Annotated in this window: 25 protein-coding genes; 5 read left to right on the top strand and 20 right to left on the bottom strand. The window is 67.5% G+C overall.

Annotation, left to right across the window (positions count from 1 at the left end):
- Position 1: 1 nt before the first annotated feature.
- From recO to nagZ, 4 genes are read left to right on the top strand one after another with little or no spacing between them, the layout of a single operon-like run.
- Positions 2-775, top strand: a complete 774-nt coding sequence (recO, locus tag VPA02S_RS05840) for a DNA repair protein RecO (protein WP_012746549.1) — start codon at positions 2-4, stop codon at positions 773-775.
- The gene (locus VPA02S_RS05835) at positions 772-1,536 is read left to right on the top strand and encodes a pyridoxine 5'-phosphate synthase (protein ID WP_062362768.1); all 765 of its coding nucleotides are present in this window, start codon (positions 772-774) and stop codon (positions 1,534-1,536) included. Before recO ends, VPA02S_RS05835 begins: the two co-directional genes overlap by 4 nt.
- 13 nt (positions 1,537-1,549) lie before the next feature.
- The gene (acpS, locus tag VPA02S_RS05830) at positions 1,550-1,942 is read left to right on the top strand and encodes a holo-ACP synthase (protein WP_012746551.1); all 393 of its coding nucleotides are present in this window, start codon (positions 1,550-1,552) and stop codon (positions 1,940-1,942) included.
- Positions 1,939-3,045 carry a beta-N-acetylhexosaminidase gene (gene nagZ, locus VPA02S_RS05825; protein ID WP_027729517.1) on the top strand — a complete coding sequence of 369 codons (1,107 nt, stop codon included), beginning with the start codon at positions 1,939-1,941 and terminating at the stop codon, positions 3,043-3,045. Before acpS ends, nagZ begins: the two co-directional genes overlap by 4 nt.
- 7 nt (positions 3,046-3,052) lie before the next feature.
- Here the strand turns inward: nagZ and VPA02S_RS05820 are convergent, their stop codons facing one another.
- The 4 genes from VPA02S_RS05820 to VPA02S_RS05805 form a co-directional block, all read right to left on the bottom strand.
- Positions 3,053-3,586, bottom strand: a complete 534-nt coding sequence (locus VPA02S_RS05820; protein ID WP_027729518.1) for a M48 metallopeptidase family protein — start codon at positions 3,584-3,586, stop codon at positions 3,053-3,055.
- Position 3,587: 1 nt separating this feature from the next.
- The gene (locus tag VPA02S_RS05815) at positions 3,588-4,856 is read right to left on the bottom strand and encodes an Hsp70 family protein (RefSeq protein ID WP_018903257.1); all 1,269 of its coding nucleotides are present in this window, start codon (positions 4,854-4,856) and stop codon (positions 3,588-3,590) included.
- Positions 4,853-6,415 carry a lysine--tRNA ligase gene (gene lysS / locus VPA02S_RS05810; protein WP_018903258.1) on the bottom strand — a complete coding sequence of 521 codons (1,563 nt, stop codon included), beginning with the start codon at positions 6,413-6,415 and terminating at the stop codon, positions 4,853-4,855. Before lysS ends, VPA02S_RS05815 begins: the two co-directional genes overlap by 4 nt.
- Before the next feature lie 123 nt (positions 6,416-6,538).
- Positions 6,539-7,186: an LON peptidase substrate-binding domain-containing protein gene (locus VPA02S_RS05805; RefSeq protein WP_244883385.1), complete on the bottom strand. Its 648-nt coding sequence runs from the start codon at positions 7,184-7,186 to the stop codon at positions 6,539-6,541.
- Positions 7,187-7,235: 49 nt separating this feature from the next.
- On the opposite strand from VPA02S_RS05805, the gene VPA02S_RS05800 reads away from it, so the two are divergent.
- Positions 7,236-7,796, top strand: a complete 561-nt coding sequence (locus VPA02S_RS05800) for a YggT family protein (protein WP_012746557.1) — start codon at positions 7,236-7,238, stop codon at positions 7,794-7,796.
- A gap of 12 nt (positions 7,797-7,808) precedes the next feature.
- Here the strand turns inward: VPA02S_RS05800 and accD are convergent, their stop codons facing one another.
- The 16 genes from accD to sdhA form a co-directional block, all read right to left on the bottom strand.
- Positions 7,809-8,681, bottom strand: coding sequence for an acetyl-CoA carboxylase, carboxyltransferase subunit beta (gene accD / locus VPA02S_RS05795; RefSeq protein ID WP_012746558.1), 873 nt, complete (start codon positions 8,679-8,681; stop codon positions 7,809-7,811).
- 63 nt (positions 8,682-8,744) lie between these two features.
- Complete coding sequence (gene trpA / locus VPA02S_RS05790) at positions 8,745-9,602, bottom strand: tryptophan synthase subunit alpha (protein WP_049808435.1); 858 nt, start codon at positions 9,600-9,602, stop codon at positions 8,745-8,747.
- A gap of 71 nt (positions 9,603-9,673) precedes the next feature.
- Positions 9,674-10,951 carry a tryptophan synthase subunit beta gene (gene trpB / locus VPA02S_RS05785; protein WP_062362763.1) on the bottom strand — a complete coding sequence of 426 codons (1,278 nt, stop codon included), beginning with the start codon at positions 10,949-10,951 and terminating at the stop codon, positions 9,674-9,676.
- Positions 10,952-11,000: 49 nt separating this feature from the next.
- Positions 11,001-11,696 (bottom strand): phosphoribosylanthranilate isomerase, encoded by a 696-nt coding sequence (locus VPA02S_RS05780; RefSeq protein WP_018903261.1) that lies wholly within the window; start codon positions 11,694-11,696, stop codon positions 11,001-11,003.
- Positions 11,693-12,505: a tRNA pseudouridine(38-40) synthase TruA gene (gene truA, locus VPA02S_RS05775; RefSeq protein ID WP_012746562.1), complete on the bottom strand. Its 813-nt coding sequence runs from the start codon at positions 12,503-12,505 to the stop codon at positions 11,693-11,695. Before truA ends, VPA02S_RS05780 begins: the two co-directional genes overlap by 4 nt.
- 33 nt (positions 12,506-12,538) lie before the next feature.
- Positions 12,539-15,289: a FimV/HubP family polar landmark protein gene (locus tag VPA02S_RS05770; RefSeq protein ID WP_418156337.1), complete on the bottom strand. Its 2,751-nt coding sequence runs from the start codon at positions 15,287-15,289 to the stop codon at positions 12,539-12,541.
- A 224-nt stretch (positions 15,290-15,513) separates the two neighbouring features.
- Positions 15,514-16,656 (bottom strand): aspartate-semialdehyde dehydrogenase, encoded by a 1,143-nt coding sequence (gene asd, locus VPA02S_RS05765; RefSeq protein ID WP_012746564.1) that lies wholly within the window; start codon positions 16,654-16,656, stop codon positions 15,514-15,516.
- A gap of 90 nt (positions 16,657-16,746) precedes the next feature.
- On the bottom strand, positions 16,747-17,835 hold the full coding sequence (leuB, locus tag VPA02S_RS05760; protein ID WP_012746565.1) for a 3-isopropylmalate dehydrogenase: 1,089 nt from the start codon (positions 17,833-17,835) through the stop codon (positions 16,747-16,749).
- Positions 17,836-17,876: 41 nt separating this feature from the next.
- Positions 17,877-18,527, bottom strand: a complete 651-nt coding sequence (gene leuD, locus VPA02S_RS05755) for a 3-isopropylmalate dehydratase small subunit (RefSeq protein ID WP_062362756.1) — start codon at positions 18,525-18,527, stop codon at positions 17,877-17,879.
- A gap of 18 nt (positions 18,528-18,545) precedes the next feature.
- Positions 18,546-19,967 carry a 3-isopropylmalate dehydratase large subunit gene (gene leuC, locus VPA02S_RS05750; protein WP_062362753.1) on the bottom strand — a complete coding sequence of 474 codons (1,422 nt, stop codon included), beginning with the start codon at positions 19,965-19,967 and terminating at the stop codon, positions 18,546-18,548.
- Positions 19,968-20,014: 47 nt separating this feature from the next.
- Entirely contained in the window at positions 20,015-20,962 is a 948-nt protein-coding gene (locus VPA02S_RS05745) for a LysR family transcriptional regulator (protein ID WP_062362750.1), read from the bottom strand.
- Positions 20,963-21,144: 182 nt separating this feature from the next.
- Positions 21,145-21,285: an entericidin A/B family lipoprotein gene (locus VPA02S_RS05740; protein WP_012746569.1), complete on the bottom strand. Its 141-nt coding sequence runs from the start codon at positions 21,283-21,285 to the stop codon at positions 21,145-21,147.
- Between the two features lie 149 nt (positions 21,286-21,434).
- Complete coding sequence (gene gltA, locus VPA02S_RS05735; RefSeq protein WP_012746570.1) at positions 21,435-22,745, bottom strand: citrate synthase; 1,311 nt, start codon at positions 22,743-22,745, stop codon at positions 21,435-21,437.
- A gap of 24 nt (positions 22,746-22,769) precedes the next feature.
- Positions 22,770-23,093, bottom strand: a complete 324-nt coding sequence (locus VPA02S_RS05730) for an FAD assembly factor SdhE (RefSeq protein WP_012746571.1) — start codon at positions 23,091-23,093, stop codon at positions 22,770-22,772.
- A 19-nt stretch (positions 23,094-23,112) separates the two neighbouring features.
- Positions 23,113-23,814, bottom strand: a complete 702-nt coding sequence (locus tag VPA02S_RS05725) for a succinate dehydrogenase iron-sulfur subunit (protein ID WP_012746572.1) — start codon at positions 23,812-23,814, stop codon at positions 23,113-23,115.
- 27 nt (positions 23,815-23,841) lie between these two features.
- Entirely contained in the window at positions 23,842-25,650 is a 1,809-nt protein-coding gene (sdhA, locus tag VPA02S_RS05720; RefSeq protein ID WP_018903263.1) for a succinate dehydrogenase flavoprotein subunit, read from the bottom strand.
- Between the last annotated feature and the right edge of the window lies 1 nt (position 25,651).

The raw sequence follows: 25,651 nt of genomic DNA, 5'->3' as shown, positions 1-25,651 counted from the left end.
AGTGGCCGCTGCCCACCGCGTTTCGCACGAACCGGCGTACGTGCTCCATCGCTACGACTGGAGCGAGTCGAGCCTGATCCTCGAGGTCTTCACCCGCCACCACGGGCGCATCGCGCTGGTGGCCAAGGGGGCGAAGCGGCCGAGTTCCAATTTCAGGCCGGTGCTGCTGCCGCTGCAGCCGCTGCAGCTCAACTACGGCGGCGACGCCGAGATCCGCACGCTCAAGGGCGCCGAGTGGATGGGCGGCCACGTCATGCCGACCGGCGAGGCGCTGCTCTCGGGCTACTACGTCAACGAACTGCTGCTGCGCCTGCTGGCGCGGGACGATGCCCACGAGGCGCTGTTCGATGCCTATGCGGGCGTGGTGCAGGTGCTGGCCGGCGACCATGCCGGCGCGCAGGCCGCCACCCAGGCCGCGGCGCTGCGCGCCTTCGAGCTGCTGCTGCTGCGCGAAGTGGGCCTGCTGCCGTCGCTCGACGTGCAGACCCTCACGCTCGAGCCGCTCGTGGCCGATGCCCGCTACACCCTGGTGCCCGAAGCCGGCCTGCGGCTGGCGGCCGAAGGCGAGGCGGCGCTGTCCGGTGCCGACTGGCAGTCGCTGCAGGGCGTGCTCGACGACCGCGCGCCCTTCACGGCCACGCTGCGCGAGATTGCGACCATGAACGCCGGCAGCAACAGCGCCCTCAGGAACCAGCTGCGCGCGCTGCTCAACTACCATTGCGGTGTGTCCACGCTGCGCACGCGGCAGATGATGAGAGATTTGCAAGCCCTATGAGCACTTCCGGCCAATCCGCTACCACCTCGCTGTCGGTCAACCTCAACAAGGTGGCCCTGGTGCGCAATACGCGCCATCTCGGCATTCCGAGCGTGCTCACCGCCGCCAAGGCCTGCCTTGCCGCCGGAGCGCAGGGCATCACCGTGCACCCGCGGCCCGACGAGCGCCACATCCGGCCGCACGACGTGAGCGACCTGGCCGCGCTGCTGGCCAGGGATTGGCCCGCAATCGAGTTCAACATCGAAGGCAACCCCTTCCACAACCTGATGGACTTCGTGCGCACGCTGAAGCCGCACCAGGCCACCTTCGTGCCCGACAGCGAAACCCAGTCGACCAGCGACCATGGCTGGAGCTTCCCCGAAGACGCCGAGCGGCTGCGCCCGCTGATTGCCGAAGCCAAGGCGCTGGGCGTGCGCGTGAGCCTCTTCATGGACCCCATTCCCGAAATGATGGCCGCGGCCAAGGCGGTGGGCGCCGACCGCGTCGAGCTCTATACCGAGGGCTATGCCTCATCGCGCGGCACGCCGGACGAACAGGCCGTGCTGGCGCGCTATGTCGATGCCGCACGCGCGGCGCAGGCGGCGGGCCTCGGCCTCAACGCGGGCCATGACCTGAGCCGCGACAACCTCACGCCGTTCCTGCGTGCAGTGCGCGGCGTCCAGGAGGTGTCGATCGGGCATGCCTTCATCGCCGATGCGCTCGAACTCGGCTACGCCGCCACCACCAAGGAATACCTGCGCTGCATCCAAGAGGCGCAGTGAGCGCTGCAGCGGCATGATCTACGGCATTGGTACCGACATCTGCGATCTGCGGCGCATCGCAGCAACCTTCGAGCGCCAAGGCGAGCGCTTTGCCCACCGGGTGCTGAGCGACGCCGAATTCGCGGTCTGGAAGGCCCGCAGCGAACGCTGGCCCAAGCGCGGCCTGAGCTATCTCGCCACGCGTTTTTCCGCCAAGGAGGCCTTCAGCAAGGCCATCGGCCTGGGCATGCGCATGCCGATGAGCTGGCGCCTGTGCGAGATCGCCAACCTGCGCAGCGGCAAGCCCGTCATCGTGCTGCATGGCGAGCTCAAGGAGTGGTTCGAAGCCCGGGGCCTCACGGCCCACGTCACCGTGACCGACGAAACCGAATACGCCGCGAGCTTCGTGGTGGTGGAGAAACTATGACCGCCGGGCCCGCCCGTACCCACGCGCCGCTGATCATCGACGTGGCGGCGACCGAACTGAATGACGCCGACCGCCGGCGCATCGCCAATCCGCTGGTCGGCGGCGTGATCCATTTCGCCCGCAACTGGCAGGACCGTGCGCAGATGAGCGCGCTCAATGCCGAGATCAAGGCGATCCGCCCCGACCTGCTGATCTGCGTCGACCACGAAGGCGGCCGGGTGCAGCGCTTTCGCACCGACGGCTTCACGCGCCTGCCCTCGATGCGCGCGCTCGGCGAGCTGTGGATGCGCGACGCCATGCGCGCCACGCAGGCGGCCACCGCCGCCGGCCAGGTGCTTGCCGCCGAACTGCGCGCCTGCGGCGTCGACTTCAGCTTTGCGCCGGTGCTCGACCTCGATTACGGCGGCAGCAGCGTGATCGGCGACCGCAGCTTCCACCGCGACCCGCGCGTGGCGGCGCTGCTGGCCAAGAGCCTGATGCACGGCATGCTGCAGATGGGCATGCGCAACTGCGGCAAGCACTTTCCGGGGCACGGCTTCGTCACCGCCGATTCGCATGTGGAAATCCCGGTCGACCGGCGCAGCCTCAAGGCCATCCTGGCCGACGATGCACGGCCCTACGACTGGCTCGCGGGCACGCTCACCGCAGTGATGCCGGCGCACGTGATCTATCCGAAGGTCGACAAGCGGCCCGCGGGCTTTTCTTCCAGGTGGCTGGAGGACATCCTGCGCAGCAGGCTCGGTTTCGATGGCGCCATCTTCAGCGATGACCTGAGCATGGAAGCAGGGCGCTACATCGACGGCGAGCTGCTGAGCTATGCCGATGCCGCGCTGGCGGCACTCGACGCGGGCTGCGACCTGGCGATGCTGTGCAACCAGAGCATCGGCGATGGCCGCCCGCTCGACGAACTGCTCGACGGCTTTGCGGCCGCGGCCAGTGCGGGGCGCTGGCAGCCCGATGCGAACAGCGAGGCGCGCCGCCGGGCGCTGCTGCCGGAAACGCCGCCGCTCGGCTGGAACACGCTCGCCGATTCGGCGGGCTATCGGCAGGCGAGGCAAGTGCTTGCGCAGGCCGGGCTTGCGGCGCCTCGACAGGGCGCCTGAGGGACGGCTACGGCGCGGCGCCCGGCGCCGGCAGCGAGCTTGCCCACAGCCGCTCGCCGCCCGAATCCAGGTGCGTCAGGTACAGCCGGACATCGAATTCGAGCCGGTGGTAGTCCGGCTCCATGTGCTCGCAGAGCGCATAGAAGCTCTTGTCATGGTCGCGCTCCTTCATGTGCGCGAGCTCGTGGACCACGATCATGCGCAGCCATTCCAGCGGCACTTCCCTGAACAGGCTCGCCACCCGGATCTCGCGCTTGGTCTTGAGCTTGCTGCCCTGCACGCGCGAAACGGTGGTGTGGGTGCCGAGCGCATTGCGGATCACATGCAGCTTGCTGTCGAACGCCACCTTGGAAAGCGGCGGGGCCTTGCGCATGAAATCGCTCTTGAGCTCGCTCACGTAGTCGTAGAGCGCACGGTCCGTCTGCACCTCGTGAAGCGGGCCGGGATAGCGCTTGCGCAGCAGCGGCGCGAGCCCTTCGGTGGCGACCAGCTGCTGCACCTGCGCCAGCAGCGCGGGTGGGTAGCCTGCGAGATATTTCATTTCATGCCACCGGTCCCGCGCAGGCGAGCCCGGTAGCCACGCCGCCGAACAGGTCGCCCTCGACCAGGTTCACGCCCGCGAAGCTCCTGCGCAAGGCCTGCTGGAACGGCCGCAGCGCCGAGGAGCCGCCCGTCAGGTAGATGGCGTCGAGGTCGCCGCTGCGCAGGCCGGCGCGCTTGACGCAGGCGTGCGCGCAGGCAACCACGTTCTCGAGCAGCGGGGAAAGCTGCTGCGCCATGTCGGCGGGCGAGAGCGAGGCGGCCAGCCCCGGCTCGGCGCACGAGAGGTCGATGGCGGTGGGCGCATCGTTCACCGAGGCATCGATCTTCGCCTGCTCGACCTCGCTCGCAATGCGGTGGCCGTGCCGCTCTTCGAGCACCGTCATCAGCCGGTCGTGCAGCCGCGTGTCGCTGTAGCTCGTGCGCAGGTCCTTGGCCTGCCGCACCGCCTTGGCCGCATAGAGCCAGTTGATCAGGTGCCAGGACGAAAGCTCGAAGAACACCTTGCTCGGCACTTCGCGCCCCTGCGCGCCCGTGTGGCGAAAGCCGAATTCCGGCATGACGCGGTCCAGGTTCAGGCGCTGGTCGAAGTCGGTGCCGCCGATGTGCACGCCGCTGGTGGCCAGCACGTCGCTGCTGCGGTCTTCGCGCGCGGCGCGCTCCGGGCCCACGCGCACGACGGTGAAGTCGGAGGTGCCGCCGCCGACGTCGACGATCAGCACCAGCGATTCCTTCGCAACGCGCTGTTCGTAGTCGAAGGCCGCTGCAATCGGCTCGAGCTGAAAGGCGATGTCGTGGAACCCGGCTGCGCGAGCCGCGTGGCGCAGGCTTTCTTCCGCGCGTTCATCCCGTTTGGAATCGTCATCGACGAAGTGCACGGGCCGGCCGATCACGACGCGCTCCGGCACCCGGCCCAGTTCGCGGCCCGCGCGCTGCGCCAGTTCGCGCAGGAAGCGCGCGATGATGTCCTCGAAGCTCACGAGGCCGTCATAGATGGCGGTCTTCTCCTGCATCAGCGCGCTGCCGAGCAGGCTCTTCAGCGAGCGCATCAGGCGCCCTTCGGTGCCCGAGAGGTACTGGCCGATGGCATCGCGGCCGAAATGCGTCGTGCGGTCTTCGGCGTTGAAGAAGATCGCGGTCGGCAGCGTGGTGGCTGTGCCTTCGATCGGCAGCAGCCGGGCCGCGCCGTCGACCCGGCAGGCCACGGCGGAATTGGAGGTGCCGAAGTCGATGCCGATCGTCGGCAGCGACGACGGTAACTTCACGCTCAAGATTCCCTGCGCAGCGCCGGGAACAGGATCACGTCGCGGATGCTCGGCGAATCGGTCAGCAGCATCATCAGCCGGTCGATGCCGATGCCGCAGCCGCCGGTGGGCGGCATGCCGTATTCGAGGGCGCGCACGAAGTCGTGGTCGTAGAACATGGCCTCGTCGTCGCCGCTGTCCTTGGCGGCCACCTGCGCGTTGAAGCGCGCGGCCTGGTCCTCGGCGTCGTTGAGCTCGCTGAAGCCGTTGCCGAACTCGCGGCCCGTGATGTAGAGCTCGAAGCGCTCGGTGACCTCGGGCCGCTCGTCGTTGGCGCGCGCGAGCGGCGAGATCTCGGTCGGGTGCTCCATGATGAAAGTCGGCTGCCAGAGCTTTTCTTCCACCGTCTCTTCGAAGTACATGACCTGCAGGCTGGCGAGGCTGCGCTGCGAGAGCTTGTCCTTTTCTTCGTTCAGCCCGAGCTTGCGCAGGGCGTTGATGAGCCAGGCGCTGTCGTCGACGGCGGGGCCGGCTTCCGTGTACTTGAGGATGGCTTCGCGGATCGTCAGGCGCTCGAAGGGCTGGGTCAGGTCGACCGGCTTGCCCTGGTAGGTGAGCTGCTGCGTACCCACGGCCTTGTCGGCAATGGTGCGGATCAGCGTCTCGGTGAAGTCCATCAGGTCGCGGTAGTTCCAGTAGGCCGCGTAGAACTCCATCATCGTGAACTCGGGGTTGTGCCGCACCGAGATGCCCTCGTTGCGGTAGCTCCGGTTGATTTCGAACACGCGCTCGAAGCCGCCGACGATCAGGCGCTTCAGGTAGAGCTCGGGCGCGATGCGCAGGAACATCTCCTGGTCGAGCGCGTTGTGGTGCGTCTTGAAGGGCTTGGCGTTGGCGCCGCCGGGAATGGGGTGCAGCATCGGCGTCTCGACTTCGAGGAAGCCGTGGCCCACCATGAATTCGCGCAGCGCGCTCACGGCCTTGCTGCGCGCGGTGAAGCGCACGCGGGCGGTTTCGTCGGTGATCAGGTCGACGTAGCGCTGGCGGTACTTCTGCTCCTGGTCGGCCATGCCGTGGAACTTGTCGGGCAGCGGGCGCAGGCTCTTGGTGAGCAGGCGCAGCTTGGTGACCTTGACCGACAGCTCGCCGGTCTTGGTCTTCATCAGCGTGCCTTCGGCGCCCACGATGTCGCCCAGGTCCCAGCGCTTGAACTCGGCGTAGGCTTCCTCGCCGATGGCATCGCGCGTGACGTAGAGCTGGATGCGGCTGGTGGCATCCTGCACCGTGGCGAAGCTGGCCTTGCCCATCACGCGCTTGAGCATCATGCGGCCGGCCACGCTCACGGCAACGGCCTGCGCCTCGAGCGCTTCGGCATCGGCGGCGCCATGCGCCTCGATCAGCGCGGCGGCGCGGTGGCCCGGCTTGAAGTCGTTCGGAAACGCGACCCCCTTGCCCTCGGCCTGGGCGGCGCGCATCAGCTTGAGCTTTTCGCGGCGCTCCGCGATGAGCTGGTTGTCGTCGACGGCGGGCGCGGCGGCCGGAGCTGCGGCGGGCGTGGGAATGGAGGGGATCAGGTGGTCGGACATGAAGTGCGGGTGGGGGCGCAACAAAAGCGAGCGCAACCCAGCATTTTAGCCGATCGGGTGCAAACGGAACCGGCCTCCAGTGCCCGCCAATCCTGCTCGAAACGCTATGAAAGAAGTAGCAATCTATTCAGTGATGCCCGCACGTGCCAGCAGATCGCTGACCAGCTCGAGCCGCATCAGCGGACTGTCGAGCTCCATGAGCCGCTGCCGCAGTTCGAGCTGCATGGGCACCAGTTCGCACCAGCGGTTGGCCACCCAGCCGCAATCGTCGAAGCGGTAGGGCTCGCCGACGGGCAGGCGCAGGGCCTCGGCGCCCTGCGCGCGGCGGCGTTCTTCGAGGGTATTGACGAGGCGCCGCAGCGCCGTGGCGGTGTGCTGGAGGTCGCCTGGAATTTCGAGCGCCGTGTCTTCGGCCACGGCTTCGACTTCGGCAACCCACAAGCCGTATTTCTGCAGTTCGGCGGCGCGGACCCGGAAGCGCTGCGTGCCGACGCATTCGATCTGCAGCAGGCCGCTTTGCGGCGAATCGAATTCGCGGATGACCGCCAGCGTGCCGACGGTCGCGAAGCTCTCCGCCTCGGCGCCGGCCTTGCGCACCTCGCTGCCGCTCGTGAGGCTGACCACGCCGAAGGGCGCGTCGGCCTTGCGGCATTTGCCGATCATGTCGAGATAACGTACTTCGAAAATACGCAGCGGGAGCACGCCGTCCGGAAACAGGACCGTGCCGAGCGGGAACAATGGCAGTGAATGCAAAAGGGGCTGTGTGGTCATCGATGAACCTTGCATGGCTATCATCGCATTCCCCTCACGACCACGCCCCATGCTCTACCAGATCCCCTCGTTCCTTCTCGACGTGATCGTCGGCCTGCTCGGCGGCGCTTGCCTGCTGCGCCTCTACATGCAGTACCACCGCGTGCCTTTCGGCAATCCGCTCGGGCGCTTCATATTCGCGATCACCGACTGGATCGTGCTGCCGCTGCGCCGCATCGTGCCGCCGGTGAAGCGCTGGGACCTGGCGAGCGCCATCGCGGCGTGGCTGCTCGTGCTGGCCAAGTTCCTGCTGCTGTGGCTCCTGATCGGCAACCTGGGCCGGATTGCCACCCTGCCGCTCGTTTCGCTGGTGGGGCTGCTGCAGCTCGCGGTGTCGGGGCTGACGGCGCTGCTGGTGGTCTATGCCGTGCTGTCGTGGATACCGGGCGCGTCGCCGATGCTGCTCGACCTGATCTCGCGGCTGGCCGAGCCGCTGGTGCGGCCGTTCCGCCGGTTCATTCCGCTGATCGGCGGCGTGGACCTGTCGCCCCTGGCCGCGATCGTGGTGCTGCAGGTGATTGCGATCGTGCTGGGCAACCTGCTGGTGCTGGCTTACCAGCTGGGTGCCTGATCGGTCTTTCGTTCAGCTGACCGCGTCGGCCGGCTGGCGCAGCAGCATGGCGAGCGTGCTCGCAATGGTCTTGCGCAGTTCGCGGCGGTCGCTGATGAAGTCGATCGCGCCCTTGGTCTGCAGGAACTCCGCGCGCTGGAAGCCTTCGGGCAAGGTCACGCGCACGGTCGATTCGATCACGCGCGGGCCGGCAAAGCCGATCAGCGCCTTGGGTTCGGCAATGACCACGTCGCCCACGAAGGCGAAGCCGGCCGAGACGCCGCCCATGGTCGGGTCGGTCAGCACGCTGATGTAGGGCAGGCCCTTCTTGGCGAGGCGGGTGAGCGCCGCGTTGGTCTTGGCCATCTGCATGAGCGAGAGCAGGCCTTCCTGCATGCGGGCGCCGCCGGTGGCGGTGAAGCAGATGAACGGCACCTTCTGCTCGATGGCCGTCTCGACGCCGCGCACGAAGCGCTCGCCGACCACGCTGCCCATGCTGCCGCCCATGAATTCGAATTCGAAGCAGGCCACGACCACGCTGATGCTGTGGACCGAGCCGCCCATGACGACCAGGGCGTCGGTCTCGCCGGTGTTCTCGAGCGCTTCCTTGAGCCGTTCGGGGTACTTGCGGCTGTCCTTGAACTTGAGCGCGTCCACCGGGAGCACTTCCTGGCCGACTTCGTAGCGGCCTTCGGCGTCGAGGAAGGCGTCGAGCCGCGCGCGGGCGCCGATGCGGTGGTGGTGGCTGCAGCTCGGGCAGACGTTCTGGTTGTGTTCGAGGTCGGTCTTGTAGAGAACGGTCTCGCAGGCGGGGCACTTGATCCACAGGCCCTCGGGCACCTGGCGGCGCTCCGACGGGTCGGTTTGTGCGATCTTGGCGGGTAGCAGTTTTTCAAGCCAGCTCATAGGACTCCGATTTAGCTCCCCCCGCCCGCGTGCGGGAGGGGGGCTGGGTGAGGGCAGCAGCGATTATCGGCCAGCCGCGTTCTTGGGGGTAGCCGCCGGCAGGGCATCGAGCGCCTCGCGGATGCCGGCGAGGAATTCGCGCACCGCGGGCACCACCTTCTCGCGCGGCTGCCCGTCGATCAGCTGGATGATCCTGGTGCCGATCACGACCGCATCGGCGGCCGAACCGACGGCCTGCGCCGTGCGCGCGTCGCGGATGCCGAAGCCCACGCCCACCGGGATGCTCACGTGCTCGCGGATGCGCGGGATCATCTGGCCGACCGCCTCGGTGTCGAGGTGGCCGGCGCCTGTCACGCCCTTGAGCGACACGTAGTAGACATAGCCGCTCGCGATGCGCGCGACCTGCGCCATGCGCTCGCTGGTACTGGTGGGGGCGAGCAGGAAGATCAGGTCGATGCCCGCGGCCTTCAGGTCGGCGGCGAAAGCCTCGCACTCCTCGGGCGGGTAGTCGACCACCAGGAGGCCGTCGACGCCCGCGGCCGACGCATCGCGGATGAAGGCCTTCTTGCCATGCACGAGGTCGTAGCGCTCGACCGGGTTCGCATAGCCCATCAGCACCACGGGCGTCGCCGCGTCCTTCTGGCGGAAGGCGGCCACCATGGCGAGCACCTGCTTCATGCCGACGCCCAGCGCCAGCGCGGCCTCGCCGGCCTTCTGGATCACCGGGCCATCGGCCATCGGGTCGGAGAACGGCACGCCGAGCTCGATCACGTCGGCGCCGGCCTCGACCATGCCGTGCATCAGCTCGGGCGTGATGTCGGCGAAGGGGAAGCCGGCGGTGACGTAGGGAATCAGGGCGCGGCGGCCGTCTTTTTTCAGCGCGTCGAAGGTGGCGGCAATGCGGCCAGCGCGGGCCCCCACGCTTGCCACTTCGTGTGCTGCGCTGCCCCCCGAGGGGGCGTTCGCACCTTGGAGCGGTCCTGCGGTGCTCATCACTTGCCTCCCTTCACGCTCAGGCCGCGCATGGAGGGCCGGTCGTAGAAGTCGACGCCCGACAGGTCGGCGACGGTGCCGATGTCCTTGTCGCCGCGGCCCGAAAGGTTCACGAGGATCGACTGGTCCGGCCGCATGGTCTTGGCGAGTTTCATGGCGTAGGCCACGGCGTGGCTCGATTCGAGGGCCGGAATGATGCCTTCGGTGCGGCACAGGTAGTGAAAGGCTTCGAGTGCCTCGGTGTCGGTGATGCCGACGTACTCGGCGCGGCCGATGTCGGCCAGGTAGGCGTGCTCGGGGCCCACGCCGGGGTAGTCGAGGCCGGCGCTGATGCTGTGCGTTTCGGTCACCTGGCCGTCCTCGTTCTGCAGCAGGTAGGTGCGGTTGCCGTGCAGCACGCCCGGGCTGCCGCGCAGGATGGATGCCGAGTGCTTGCCGCTGTCGAGCCCCTCGCCCGCGGCCTCCACGCCGATCAGGCGCGTGCCTTCGAACGGGATGTAGGGATGGAAGATGCCCATCGCGTTGCTGCCGCCGCCCACGCAGGCCACCACCACGTCGGGCTGCCGGCCTTCGGCTTCGCCGGTGATGCCCTGGGCCGCGAGCATGGCGGGCATCTGGTCGATGCACTCCGTGCCGATCACGCTCTGGAAGTCGCGGACCATGGTCGGGTAGGGATGCGGGCCGGCCACGGTGCCGATGATGTAGAAGGTGTTCTCCACGTTCGTGACCCAGTCGCGCATGGCCTCGTTGAGCGCGTCCTTCAGCGTCTTGCTGCCCGACTCCACCGGCACCACGGTGGCGCCCAGCAGGTTCATGCGGTAGACGTTGGGGCTCTGGCGCTTCACGTCCTGGCTGCCCATGTAGACCACGCATTCGAGGCCGTAGCGCGCGCAGATGGTGGCGGTGGCCACGCCATGCTGGCCGGCGCCGGTTTCGGCGATCACGCGGGGCTTGCCCATGCGGCGCGCGAGCATCGCCTGGCCGATCACGTTGTTGATCTTGTGCGCGCCGGTGTGGTTGAGGTCTTCGCGCTTCAGGTAGATCTGCGCGCCACCCATCTCGCGGCTGGTGCGCGCCGCGTGGTAGACCGGCGAGGGGCGGCCGACGAAGTGCTTGAGTTCGTAGTGGAATTCGGCGAGGAAGGCCGGATCGTCCTTGTACTTCGCGTAGGCGTCGCGCAGCTCGTTGATCGCGTGGGTGAGCGTTTCGCTCGCGAAGGTGCCGCCGTAGTTGCCGAAGTGGCCGGTGGCGTCGGGTTGCTGATAGTTGGTTCGCATGGTTCTCGATCGTTGGGCCGCAGCCCGAAATCACGATCGGGTGCGGCGGCTAACTGGAGAAGGAGGCGTCGGCGGCCCTGACGGCGGCGACGAATTGCCGGATCTTTCCGGCGTCCTTCAGGCCCTTGTTCCCGGGACCGTCGATTTCGACGCCCGAGCTCACATCAACGGACAGCGTCTTGCAGCGCGTCCGCAGGATGCGAATGCCATCGCTCACGTTTGCAGGTGTGAGCCCACCACTCAAGACGAGGTGAGCGTCGACGGCGGGTGGAAGAAGTGACCAATCGAATGCCTTGCCGCCACCGCCATAACCTTCGACATGGGCGTCGAGCAGGATGGCCTGGGCGTGGGAGTAATCGGACGCGTATTTTACGAGGTCGAAGCCGGCTCCGGCGGCGCCCAGCGGAATACGGGCCGCGCGCATGTAGCGAAAGCGCCCCGGGCCGGTGGCCTGCTCGCACTGTTCGGGCGTTTCTTCGCCGTGGAACTGCGCGATCGCGCCCTTCACGCGGGAAAGCGCTGCTATGACTTTGGGAGCATCCTCGTTCACGAACAGCAGCACCGGCGTGATGAAGGGCGGCAGGCGCGAGGCGAGTTCGGCGGCGCGCTCGGCCGTCACGGCGCGGGGGCTTTTCGCGTAGAGCACGAAGCCGATGGCATCGGCGCCGGCCTCGATCGCGGCATCCACGTCGGCCTCGCGCGTGAGGCCGCAGATCTTGATGCGGGTGCGGGGAGCGGCAGTCATGGCGGCCCATCATAAGGAGCGCCGCCGGCCTGCAGCGTGGCCTCGGCCGGCAGACCCCACTTGGCGTCGTACAACGGCCCGAGAAAATACAGCCCGTTGGCCGAGAAGGTGGGCGCCGCCACCTTGCGGCTGCGCGCCTCGAGCACTTCGGTGATCCATTCGGGCCGTTCGTCGCCGCGGCCGATGCGCACGAGGCAGCCCATCAGGTTGCGGATCATGTGGTGCAGGAAGGCATCGGCCTCGAACTCGAAGTGCCAGCGGCAGCGGTCGCCGCTGCCGACTCGCGTGATCTCGATGCGCCGCAGGTCCTTGACCGGCGAGCGGGCCTGGCAGGCCGAGGCGCGGAAGGAGCTGAAGTCGTGCTTGCCCACCAAGAGGGCGGCGGCGGCGCGCATCGCATCGCCGTCGAGCGGATGCATCGACCAGCCGACCCGGCCCGAATCGAGGCTGGGCCGCACGGGCGACTGCGACAGCACGTAGAGGTAGCGCCGCGCCAGCGCACTGGCGCGGCAATGGAATTCGTCCGGCACCGGCTGCGCCCACTGCACCGCGATGTCGTCGGGCAGGAAGCGGTTGGTGCCGCGCATCCAGGAGAAGGGCTCGCGTTCGACGGTGGTGTCGAAGTGCACCACCTGCATCAGCGCATGCACGCCGGCATCGGTGCGGCCGGCGCACAGCGTGCCGATGGGCTGCGCCGCGAACTTGGCGAGCGCCGCTTCGAGCTTGTCCTGCACCGTGCGGCCCGAACGCTGGCTCTGCCAGCCCTCGTACGCCTGGCCGTTGTAGCGGATGCCTAGCGCCAGCCTCACGAATTCAGGAAGAACAGCGGAAAAAGCCGCTCGTCAGCGCAGCTCGGCGAGCAATTGCCTCGCCTGCGACTTGAGGTCGCCGGCACTTTCGGCCTCGACTTCCTCGACCAGCGAGCGGGCGCCTTCGACGTCGCCGATGGCCTGCAGCTCGCGCGCCAGCGACAGCTTGACGGCATGGGGGCTCTCGTCGCCATCGTCGTCCTGCGCGGCTTCGGCGGGCCTGGCTGCTGCATCGGTGGTACCGGCCACCTGGCGGGCGGGCAGGCCGGCCAGTGCACTCATGTCGAATTCGATGAAGCCCGAGTCCGCGGGCAGGTTGCCGCGCAGGCCGGCCGGCCGGGTGTTGGCATCGGCTTCGCCGAGCGCGCCGGGGCGGGTGATCGGCGACAGCGCGCCGGGGGCGGTGTCGAAGTCGTTTTCCAGGTCGACCGGTGCCGTGGGCGCATGCGCATGGCCGTTGGACAGCGGTGCGCTGCTGGCGGCCGGCGGCGCATAGGCCGTCTTCGGCAGGCTGGCACTCACCGGGGCCGGAGCGGGCGCCGGTGCCGGCGGCTGGCTCAGGTCCAGATCGAAGTCCAGCGGCGCGACCGAGGGCACGAAGGCCGGCGTGGCCGCGACGGGCGCGGGGGCGGGTGCCGCCACCGGGGCCGGCGCGGGTTTGGCCGCGGCCGTGGCCAGGGCGCCTGCAAAGGCGGCGCTTTCGGCCGGGCTCACGCGGGGCGCGCCCGAGTCGTACAGCGGATTGCCCGGATCGAGGTCCTTGCCCATCTCGACCACGCGGTTCCAATCGGCACCGGCGCCGTTGGTCAGCTTGTGCACTTCGGTGGCAAGGCCTTCATAGGCCCGCACGTCGCGGCGCTTGGCATGGATCTCGAGCAGCTTGAGGTGGATGGCCGTGCGGTCCGGATTCACGCGCAGGGCTTCGCGCAGGATTTCCTCGGCCTGCAGGTCGCGGCCGTAGGCCAGGTACACGTCGGCTTCGGCCACGGGATCGACATCGCCCGCATCGAGCTGGCTCGGCGAGTACGACAGCGACGACACGGTGGAATCGCCACGCTGCTTGGTGTCGACCGATTCGCCGCCGCTGGCGCCGAAGAACGAATCCTTCGGAATGCGGCTTTCGAGGAACACGCTCTCGCTCATTTCTTCGCGGCGGCGGCCCAGGACACGGTAAAGCAGGAAGCCGACCAGCAAGGCGATCAGCGCCGCGCCGCCGAGCATCAGCGGGTTGTCCATCAGCTCTTCGAAGAAGCCGCGTTCGGCCGGGGGCGGCGGAGGCGCTGCCTTGACGACCGGCTTGGGTGCCGGTGCGGCGGCCGGGGCGCTTGCCGCCGCTGCGGGAGCGGCCGGCGCAGCCTCGGAAGTTGCAGCAGGCACGGGCTCGGCCGCCGGAGCGGCGGGAGCGGCAGCTGCCGGTACCGCTGGTGCAGGCGCAGGAGTCGCTGCCGGTGCCGCTGGTGCCGAAGCGGCAGTAGGCGTCGTGGCCGGGGCGGCGGACGCGGCCGCAGGCGCAGCAGCCGGGGCGGGTGCGGCGGCTGCAGGCGCCGCTGCGGCCGGTGCCGTGGTTGCGGCGCCACCCGGGTTGGGAACCGGAATGCCGGGCGCTGCCGGGGCGGGTGCCGGCGCCGAGCCGGCGGCTGGCGCCGCCGAACCAGTGGCTGCCTTGAGCTTGGCCAGTTCGTTGATGTTCTTCGAGAGCTCGGCCACGCGGTTGTTGCTGTCCTGCGCCTGGCGGGCTTGCGCAACCTTTTCTTCGGCGGCGCGGGCTGCTGCGCCGCCCTGCGAGATCGTCAGCTTGTCGGGCGCGCTTGCCGCGGCATTGCGGTCCTCGACGTTGGCCTGCAGCTTGCCCGAAGCCTTGCGGTCGGCGGCGGCCACGTTGGACGTGGGTGCGTTCTCGGCAAGGCGCTGGCGGTAGGCGCCGAAGTCGCGGCTCTGCGCGGTGATGGTGCGGCGCGCTTCCGACGGCAGGATCGCGCTGGCTTCGGCGGCGCTCGGCAGGTCGAGCACGGCGCCAGCCCTCATGCGGTTGACGTTGCCGCCAACGAATGCATCGGGATTGGCAAGCAGCATGGCCACCAGCATCTGGTCGAGCGAAACCTCGGCAGGCTTGTGGGCCCCGGCGATCTTGCTGGCGGTGTCGCCGCGCTGGACCGTGACCTGTTCGCCGCCGCCAGCCGGGCGGGCCGGTGCTGCGGCGCTGGGCGCCTGCGGTGCGGCAGCGGCAGGCGCTGCTGGTGCCGCGGGAGCGGTGACTGGTGCGACGGGCGCGCGCTCGCGGCGTGCGCGGGCTGCCGCGGCAGCCGGACGCTCCGCGGGCGGCGTGCTCACCTGGGGCGTGGCGGGCGCGATGGGCGCGCTCGGCGCCGCCTGGCGGGTGGCCGGCGGATCGAGCAGCACGGTGTAGTCGCGCACCATGCGGCCCGACGAGCCATTGGCTTCGAGCAGCAGGTCGACGAAGGGATCGTTGAGCGGACGGCTGCCGGTGAGCCGTACCACGTACTGGCCGCCGGCGCGGCGCTGCAGCGTGGCCTTGACGTCGCTGAGCGCAGCGTTGTAAGGAACGCCCGCGTTCTTGAAGGCATCGGCGCTGGCGACGTTGATCTTCAGGCTTTCCGCTTCGGCGGCAGCCATTTCGGTCACGTCGATTTCGGCGCGAAGCGGTTCGCCCAGCGCCGATTGCACCTTCAGCTGCCCGAGCGCGAAAGCGCTGGCGTCGGTGCTTGCAATACCCAGGACCACGGCAACCGCCGTGCCCAGAACGGAGAGGCGAAGACCGTTCAAGGGCAGGGAGGGGCGAGCGGCCGATGGGCGGGCCGCGGGCAACAGATGTCTTGTCATGCTGATAGGGGCGGCTCAGGCCCAGAATTTGTAAGAGGACGTTAGCATCATCACCGGGTACTGACAAGGCGGTGCGCCTGTTCTACCCAGTGCGCGCATACTTACGCACACATTCAGTGTTGCCGGATGGCAACACTTTGGGTCTGTGGAGAGCCTGCGCGCCCCCATCAAGCCTCGAGCAGGATGCGCAGCATGCGGCGCAGCGGTTCGGCCGCGCCCCACAGCAGCTGGTCGCCGATGGTGAAGGCGCCGACGTACTCGGGGCCCATCGCCAGCTTGCGGATGCGGCCGACCGGGATGTTCATGGTGCCCGTCACGGCCACCGGCGTCAGGTCCTTCAGGGTCGCTTCGCGCGTGTTCGGCACCACGCTGGCCCAGGGGTTGTCGGCGGCGATCAGCGCTTCGATGTCGGCCACGGGCACGTCCTTCTTGAGCTTGAAGGTCAGGGCCTGGCTGTGGCAGCGCATGGCGCCGATGCGCACGCAGAAGCCGTCCACCGGCACGGCGGCGGTGCCGAAGCCCGCGCCCTGGCCGAGGATCTTGTTGGTTTCCGCGCCGGCCTTCCATTCTTCCTTGGACATGCCGTCGCCCAGGTCCTTGTCGATCCAGGGGATCAGCGAGCCGCCCAGCGGTGCGCCGAAGTTGGCGGTTTCAGCGGCGCTCAGGTTCTGCTGCCTGTGCAGCACCTTGCGGTCGATCTCGAGGATGGCCGACTTGGGGTCGTCCAGCAGGGCGCGCACCTCGGCGTTGAGCGTGCCGAACTGCGTCAGCAGCTCGCGCATGTGCTGCGCGCCGCCGCCCGAAGCCGCCTGGTAGGTCATGCTGGTCATCCATTCGACCAGGCCCGCCTTGTAGAGGGCGCCCACGCCCATCAGCATGCAGCTGACGGTGCAGTTGCCGCCGATCCAGTTCTTGCCGCCCTTGGCGAGCGCGTTCTGGATCACCGGCAGGTTGACGGGGTCGAGCACGATGACCGCGTCATCCTGCATGCGCAGGGTGGAGGCGGCGTCGATCCAGTGGCCGCTCCAGCCCGCGGCGCGCAGCTTGGGGAACACCTCGCTGGTGTAGTCGCCGCCCTGGCAGGTGATGACGATGTCGCACTTCTTGAGCGCCTCGATGTCGTTCGCATCCTTGAGCGCGGTCTCGTTCCTGGCCATGGCCGGGGCCTTGCCGCCGGCGTTGGAGGTCGAGAAGAAGACCGGCTCGATGAGCCCGAAGTCGCCTTCGGCCTGCATGCGGTCCATCAGGACCGAGCCGACCATGCCGCGCCAGCCCACGAGGCCGACCAGAGGTTGAGATGCGTTCGCCATTTCAGTTTGCCCTTTTGAAAAAGAAAGAAGTTGTCTTTTCTTGCCCCCGACTCGTCGAGCCGGGGAGGGGCGTGACGAAGCGGGCTGCGGTTAGCCGGTAATCGTCTTTTTGGTGATTGCTGCAACAACCGCGTCGCCCATTTCGCGGGTGCCGACGCGCTTCGTGCCTTCTGACCAGATGTCACCGGTGCGCAGCCCGGAGGCGAGCACGTGCTTGACCGCCGACTCGATCCGGTCGGCAGCTTCGGCTTGGTTGAGTGAAAAACGGAGCATCATGGCAGCGGACAGTATTGTAGCCAATGGATTGGCAACCCCTTTGCCCGCAATGTCGGGTGCGCTGCCGTGGCTGGGCTCGTACAGGCCCTGGTTGCTCGAATTGAGCGACGCCGAGGGCAGCATGCCGATGGAGCCGGTGAGCATGGCGGCCTCGTCCGAGAGGATGTCGCCGAACATGTTGCCGGTGACGATCACGTCGAACTTCTTGGGCGCCTTCACGAGCTGCATGGCCGCGTTGTCGACGTACATGTGGTCGAGCTCGATGTCCGGATAGTCCTTGTGCACCTCGGTCACGATGTCCTTCCAGAACTGGAAGGTCTCCAGCACGTTGGCCTTGTCGACGCTGGTCACGCGCTTGCTGCGCTTGCGCGCGGCCTCGAAGGCCACGCGGGCGATGCGCTCGACCTCGGGGCGCGAGTAGCGCATGGTGTCGAAGGCTTCGTCGGCACCCGGGAAATGCCCGTCGACGGCCGTGCGGCGGCCGCGCGGCTGGCCGAAGTAGATGTCGCCGGTGAGCTCGCGGATGATGAGGATGTCCAGGCCCGCAATCAGCTCGGGCTTGAGGCTCGAGGCGCCCACCAGCTGCTCGTAGCAGATGGCCGGGCGGAAGTTCGCGAACAGACCCAGGTTCTTGCGCAGGCCCAGGATGGCCTGCTCGGGGCGCAGCGGTCGGTCGAGCTTGTCGTACTTCCAGTCGCCGACCGCACCGAACAGCACTGCATCGGCTTCCTTGGCGAGCTTGAGCGTGGCTTCGGGCAGCGGGTGGCCGTGGGCCTCGTAGGCCGCGCCGCCGACCAGCGCGGTTTCCATCTCGAAGGAGAGGTCGAGCGCGTCGAGCACGCGGATGGCTTCGGCCACGATTTCGGTGCCGATGCCGTCGCCCGGGAGAACTGCGATTTTCATGATTGGGGTCTGAAGTTTCTAGAGAAAGGAAATGCGGTCGATCACGAGATCATCGTGTGCGCGAGCCAGGGCTTCTGCGCCAGCCGCTCGGCCTCGAAGGCCTTGATCTTGTCCTTGTGGCGCAGCGTGAGGCCGATGTCGTCCAGGCCGTTGATCAGGCAGTACTTGCGGAAGGCCTGCACGTCGAACGCGAACTCGCCGCCATCGGGCTTCACGACCACCTGGCGCTCCAGGTCGATGGTGAGCGTGTAGCCGGGAAAGGCGAAGGTCTCGTCGAACAGCTGCGCCACCTGCGCCTCGGGCAGCACGATCGGCAGCAGGCCGTTCTTGAAGCTGTTGTTGAAGAAGATGTCGGCATAGCTCGGCGCGATGATCGCGCGGAAGCCGTACTGGTCGAGCGCCCACGGCGCGTGCTCGCGCGACGAGCCGCAGCCGAAGTTCTTGCGCGCCAAGAGGATCGAGGCGCCGGCATAGCGCGGCTGGTTCAGCACGAAGTCGGGGTTGGGCTTGCGGCTTTGCGGGTCCTGGCCCGGAAAGCCGGCGTCCAGGTAACGCCATTCGTCGAACAGGTTCTGGCCGAAGCCGGTCTTGCGGATCGACTTGAGGAACTGCTTCGGAATGATCGCGTCGGTGTCGACGTTCTCGCGGTCCATCGGGGCCACGAGGCCCTTGTGCACGGTGAATTTCTGCATGTGAATTTCTCTCTGTGTTCAGGCGAAGGTGCGCACGTCGACGAAGTGGCCGTGCACCGCGGCAGCGGCGGCCATGGCCGGGCTCACGAGGTGGGTGCGGCCGCCGGCGCCCTGGCGGCCTTCGAAGTTGCGGTTGCTGGTGGAGGCGCAGCGCTCGCCGGGTTCCAGGCGGTCGGCGTTCATCGCCAGGCACATCGAGCAGCCGGGCTCGCGCCATTCGAATCCCGCGGCCTTGAAGATCACATCGAGCCCTTCGCGCTCGGCCTGTTCCTTCACCACGCCCGAGCCGGGCACCACCATCGCGAGCTTGACGTTCTTGGCCACCTTCTGGCCGAGCTTCTTCACCACGGCGGCGGCTTCGCGCATGTCCTCGATGCGGCTGTTGGTGCACGAGCCGATGAACACCTTGTCGACGAAGATGTCGTTCATTGCCTTGTTCGGCTCCAGGCCCATGTAGACCAGCGCGCGCTCGATGGCGCTGCGCTTGCTGGCGTCCTTTTCCTTGTCGGGATCGGGCACGCGGCCGTTGATGTCGACCACCATCTCGGGCGAGGTGCCCCAGGTGACCTGCGGCTGGATCTGCGTGGCGTCGAGCTCGACCACGGCGTCGAACGCGGCGTGGGGGTCGGACTGCAGCGTGCGCCAGTAGGCCACGGCCTGGTCCCACTCCACACCGGTGGGCGCGAGCGGCCGGCCCTTGATGTAGCCGATGGTCTTTTCGTCGACCGCCACGAGGCCGGCGCGCGCACCGGCCTCGATGGCCATGTTGCAGACCGTCATGCGGCCTTCCATGCTCAGGTCGCGGATGGCCGAGCCTGCGAATTCGATCGTGTAGCCCGTGCCGCCGGCCGTGCCGATCTTGCCGATGATGGCCAGCACGATGTCCTTGGCGGTGCAGCCGAAAGGCAGCTTGCCCTCGACCTTCACGAGCATGTTCTTCGCCTTCTTGCCGAGCAGCGTCTGCGTGGCCATGACGTGCTCGACCTCGCTGGTGCCGATGCCGTGCGCGAGCGCACCGAAGGCGCCGTGGGTGGAGGTGTGCGAGTCGCCGCAGACCACCGTCATGCCCGGCAGCGTGGCGCCCGATTCAGGGCCGATCACGTGCACGATGCCCTGGCGCTTGCTCAGGAATGGAAAGAACGCGGCGGCGCCGAATTCCGCGATGTTCTTGTCGAGCGTGGTGACCTGCTCCTTGCTGGTCGGATCGGCAATGCCTTCGTAGCCGCGCTCCCAGCCGGTGGTGGGCGTGTTGTGGTCGGCCGTGGCCACCACCGAGCTGATGCGCCACAGCTTGCGGCCGGCCTCGCGCAGGCCCTCGAAGGCCTGCGGGCTGGTGACTTCGTGCACCAGGTGGCGGTCGATGTAGAGGATCGCGGTGCCGTCTTCCTCGGTGTGGACGACGTGTTCGTCCCAGATCTTGTCGTAGAGCGTGCGTGCCATGTCGTTATCTTCTCTTGTCTTTCGTGGGGAGGTGATTGTCTTGCGTTCTAGGCGGCGAGCGGCTCGGCGGCCGCCGCCGGCGTGTGCAGGTGGTTGACCAGCGTGCGCGCGGCCACCGGCAGGGTGGAGAAGTCGCGCGCCGCCAGGCGGATCTCGCGCCGGGACCAGGCGTCGTTGAGCGTCACGCTGCGAAGGCGGCTGCCGATGCCCGCCTGCAGCAGCTCGAAGGCGCGCTGCGGCATCACGCCGACGCCCAGGCCGTTGTCGATCATGCGGCACATGGCGTCCAGCCCGGTCACGTGGATGCGCAGCTTCACGCTGCGGCCCGCCTCGAGCGCGGCCTGGTGCATGGCCACGTAGATCGAGCTGTTGGTGTGCAGGCCGACGTGGTCGAAATCGAGCGAGGCGGCAAAGTCGATCGGCCCCTGCGTCGCCGTGAGCGGATGCCCGGCGGGCGCGATCAGCACCAGCCGGTCGTGGCGGTAGGGCAGGGTCTGCAGCTCGTTCGTGCCGTCGGGTATGTGGCAGATGCCGAGGTCGGCCGCGCCTTCCTGGACCGCGCGCACCACTTCGTTGCTCAAGTGCTCTTCGAGGTCGATCTTGATCGCATCGTGCTCGCGCGTGAAGGCGCCGAGGTCTTCCGGCAGGAACTGCACGATGGCCGAGATGTTGGCATGCACGCGCACGTGGCCGCGCACGCCCTCGGCGTATTCGCTGAGCTCGCCCTGCATCTTCTCGAGGCTGTAGAGCACCGAGCGCGCATGGTGCAGCAGGCTTTCGCCCGCGGGGGAAAGATCGACGCCGCGCGCATGGCGGTAGAGCAGGGTGGTGCCCAGCGTGGCTTCCAGGTCCGACAGCCGCTTGCTGATGGCCGAGGCGGCAATGAATTCACGCTCCGCGGCGCGCCCGATGCTGCCGAGTTCGCAAACGGCCACGAACAGCTGCAGCGACGTGAGGTCGATGCGCCGGGCGAAATTGCGTTCGGAAGTGCTCATGGGGCTTTGGGCATCGCGTCTGGCGATGAGTTCGTCATTTTCCCAGGGTTTTGATGGCCCTGCCATCGCCATGTGCGATGGGTTCATTGCCCTGGGGCGACGAGTTCCGGCCGCCCCACACGGCAAAACGCCCCGCGCCTCGCTTTGCGGCGAGGGGCGGGGCGCGCGGGGCTCGGGTGTGCCTACTGGCGCTTCTTGGCGGCGTCTTCCATCTTTTCGCCACTCTTCTGGATGTCCTGGCCGGCACCCCTGAAGGTGTTGCAGCCCCCCAGCGGAATGGCAAGTGTGAAAGCGACGGCGATCAGCGCGGCAAGTTGCTTCATGACGGGTCTCCTGAAGGCGTTGAGAAAGGCGGCCCGAAGTCGAGCCTCCGATGCACAACGTATCGACGCCCCGCCGCCGGCCCTGTCAGCCAAGACGCAAAAAAGCTGCCCGAGGGCAGCTTTCCGGCTTGAGCGCAAGCAGCGCGCGTTCAGCGCTTGCCGATGGGCTGCACGTCGCGCTTGGGCGAGCCTTCGAACAGCTGGCGCGGGCGGCCGATCTTGTACTCGGGGTCGCCGATCATCTCGTTGAGCTGGGCAATCCAGCCCACGGTACGGGCCAGCGCGAAGATCGCGGTGAACAGCGGCACCGGGATGCCGATGGCGCGCTGCACGATGCCCGAGTAGAAGTCGACGTTCGGGTAGAGCTTGCGCGACACGAAGTACTCGTCTTCCAGCGCGATCTTCTCGAGTTCCTTGGCGAGCTTGAACAGCGGGTCTTGTTCCAGGCCCAGCTCGGTCAGCACTTCGTTGCAGGTTTCCTGCATCAGCTTGGCGCGCGGGTCGTAGTTCTTGTACACGCGGTGGCCGAAGCCCATGAGCTTGACGTTCGAGTTCTTGTCCTTGACCTTCTTGATGAACTCGCCGATCTTCTCCACGCCGCCTTCCTTCTGGATGTCGTAGAGCATGTTGAGCGCCGCTTCGTTGGCGCCGCCGTGGGCCGGGCCCCAGAGGCAGGCCACGCCGGCTGCGATGGCCGCGAAGGGGTTGGTGCCCGACGAGCCGCACAGGCGCACGGTCGAGGTCGAGGCGTTCTGCTCGTGGTCCGCGTGCAGGATGAAGATGCGGTCGAGCGCGCGCTCGAGCACCGGGTTCACCTTGTACTCCTCGCACGGCGTGGCGAACATCATGTGCAGGAAGTTGCCCGCATAGCTGAGTTCGTTCTTCGGGTACATGTAGGGCTGGCCCACGGTGTACTTGTAGGCCATGGCCACGAGCGTAGGCATCTTCGCGATCAGGCGGATCGCGGCGATCTCGCGGTGCTCGGGATTGTTGATGTCCGTGCTGTCGTGATAGAAGGCCGACAGCGCGCCAACCAGGCCGGTCATGATGGCCATCGGATGCGCATCGCGGCGGAAGCCCCGCAGGAAGAACTGCATCTGCTCGTTGACCATCGTGTGGTTGGTCACGAGCTTGGTGAAGTTGGTCTTCTTGGCCTGGTCCGGCAGCTCGCCGTAGAGCAGCAGGTGGCAGGTCTCGAGGAAGTCGCAGTTGGTGGCGAGCTGCTCGATGGGGTAGCCGCGATACAGCAGCTCGCCCTTGTCGCCGTCGATGTACGTGATGGCCGACTGGCAGGCGGCGGTCGACATGAAGCCCGGGTCATAGGTGAACATGCCGGTCTGCGCATAGAGCTTGCGGATGTCGATCACGTCGGGGCCGACGGTGCCCTTGTAGATCGGCAGTTCGACGCTGTCCCCGCCGTTGCTGAACGACAGCGTGGCCTTGGTATCGGAAGCTTTCATTTCGGGTTTCTTTCAGAGGAGTATTCAGGAGGGCGAAGAGGAAACGGAGGTTGCGGGGCGCTGCGCGCCGTCGGTGCGCATCAGCTGCAGCAACTCGACCACCTCGGCCCCGGCCCATGCGGGCTCGGGCTCCTTTCTTCGCAGGAGAAGATCGAGGAGGTCGTTGTCCGACAGGTCCATCAAGGTCTCCATCGCTCCCGCCTGGCCGTTGGTCATGCGGGATTCGTGCCGCTCGAAGAAGCGGGCGATGAACAGGTCGTTCTCGAGCAGGCCGCGCCGGCAGCGCCATTTCAGCTTGCTCAGCGCGCGTTCGCTGATCGGCTCGGACGGGTCGGCGGCGGTTTGCATGGTTTCTCTCGGAAAGGGATCAGATGGCGCGGCGCACCATCAGTTCCTTGATCTTGCCGATCGCCTTGGTGGGGTTCAGGTTCTTCGGGCACACGTCGACGCAGTTCATGATCGTGTGGCAGCGGAACAGGCGGTACGGGTCTTCGAGGTTGTCCAGGCGTTCGGCGGTGGCTTCGTCGCGGCTGTCGGCGATGAAGCGGTAGGCCTGCAAGAGGCCTGCCGGGCCCACGAACTTGTCGGGGTTCCACCAGAAGCTCGGGCAGCTGGTGGAGCAGCTCGCGCACAGGATGCACTCGTACAGGCCGTTGAGCTCGTCGCGCTCCTCGGGCGACTGCAGGCGTTCCTTCTCGGGCGGCACGTTGTCGTTCTGCAGGTACGGCTTGATCGAGTTGTACTGCTTGAAGAACTGCGTCATGTCCACGATCAGGTCGCGGATGACGGGCAGGCCCGGCAGCGGCTTGAGCACGATGGTGCCCTTGAGCGTGAGCATGTTGGTCAGGCAGGCCAGGCCGTTCTTGCCGTTGATGTTCATCGCGTCGGAGCCGCAGACGCCTTCGCGGCAGGAGCGGCGGAACGACAGCGTGGGATCTTGCGCTTTGAGCTTCATCAGGGCGTCGAGCAGCATGCGCTCATGGCCGTCGAGTTCGATCTCGACGGTCTGCATGTAGGGCTTGGCGTCCTTGTCCGGGTCGTAGCGGTAGATCTGGAATGTGCGCTTCATCGTGAAACCTTGTGATGTTGTTCTTGCTTAGAACGTACGGACCTTGGGAGGAACGGAGTCGACCGTCAGCGGCTTGAGGTTGACCGGCTTGTAGGAGAGGCGGTTGTCCTGGCTGTACCAGAGCGTGTGCTTCATCCAGTTGGCGTCGTCGCGGCCGAGCGGCGCGACCGGGTCGTCGGCCGGGCGTTCGTAGTCCTCGACCGTGTGCGCGCCGCGGCATTCCTTGCGGGCGGCGGCCGAGACCATGGTGGCCTGCGCCACTTCGATCAGGTTGTCGACTTCGAGCGCCTCGATGCGCGCGGTGTTGAACACCTTCGACTTGTCCTTCAGGCCAATGGCGTTGACGCGCTCGCGCACGGCGGCGATCTTGACCACGCCTTCGTCCATCGAGGCCTGCTTGCGGAACACGGCGGCGTGCTGCTGCATGACGGCGCGGATCTCGCCCGCCACGTCCTGTGCGTATTCGCCGCCGGTGGCGGCCTCGAGGCGGTTCAGGCGCTCCAGTGTGCGGTCGGCGGCATCGGCCGGCAGCGGCTTGTGTTCCTTGAGCTTGTCGTTGAACTCGACGATATGGTTGCCGGCCGCGCGGCCGAACACCAGCAGGTCGAGCAGCGAATTGGTGCCCAGGCGGTTGGCGCCGTGCACGCTCACGCAGGAGCATTCGCCCACCGCGTAGAGGCCGTTCACCACGGCGCTGTTCTGCTCGCCTTGCTGAATCACGACCTGGCCGTTGATGTTGGTCGGGATGCCGCCCATCTGGTAGTGGATGGTGGGCACCACGGGGATCGGCTCCTTCGTGATGTCGACGTTGGCGAAGTTCACGCCAATTTCATACACCGAGGGCAGGCGCTTGTGGATGGTCTCGGCACCGAGGTGGTCGAGCTTCAGCAGCACGTAGTCCTTGTTGGGGCCGCAGCCGCGGCCTTCCTTGATTTCCTGGTCCATCGAGCGCGAGACGAAGTCGCGCGGCGCCAGGTCCTTCAGCGTGGGCGCATAGCGCTCCATGAAGCGCTCGCCGTTGCTGTTGAGCAGGATCGCGCCTTCGCCGCGGCAGCCTTCGGTCAGCAGCACGCCGGCGCCGGCCACGCCGGTCGGGTGGAACTGCCAGAACTCCATGTCCTGCAGCGGAATGCCCGAACGCGCGGCCATGCCCAGGCCGTCGCCGGTGTTGATGAAGGCATTGGTCGAGGCCTGGAAGATGCGGCCCGCGCCGCCGGTGGCCAGCAGCACGGTTTTGGCCTGCAGGATGTGCAGGTCGCCGGTTTCCATTTCGAGCGCCGTCACGCCGACCACGTCGCCTTCGGCGTCGCGGATCAGGTCGAGCGCCATCCATTCGACGAAGAACTGGGTGCGTGCCTCGACGTTCTTCTGGTAGAGCGTGTGCAGCATCGCATGGCCGGTGCGGTCGGCCGCGGCGCAGGCGCGCTGCACGGGCTTCTCGCCGTAATTGGCCGTGTGGCCGCCGAAGGGGCGCTGGTAGATCGTGCCGTCGGGGTTGCGGTCGAAGGGCATGCCGAAGTGCTCGAGCTCGTACACGACCTTCGGGGCTTCGCGGCACATGAACTCGATCGCGTCCTGGTCGCCGAGCCAGTCGGAGCCCTTGATCGTGTCGTAGAAGTGGTAGTGCCAGTTGTCCTCGCTCATGTTGCCGAGCGATGCGCCCACGCCGCCTTGGGCAGCGACGGTGTGCGAACGCGTGGGGAACACCTTGGAGAGCACCGCCACGTTCAGGCCCGCGCGGGCGAGTTGCAGCGAGGCGCGCATGCCGGAGCCGCCGGCGCCGACGATCACGACGTCGAACTTGCGCTTGGTGATTTGTTCTTTTGTGTAGGTCATG

The organism is Variovorax paradoxus NBRC 15149 (assembly GCF_001591365.1).
GTDB classification, from domain to species: Bacteria; Pseudomonadota; Gammaproteobacteria; order Burkholderiales; family Burkholderiaceae_C; genus Variovorax; species Variovorax paradoxus.
The sequence above is the reverse complement of the archived record's forward strand: the minus strand, read 5'-3'. Positions and strand labels throughout refer to the sequence as shown.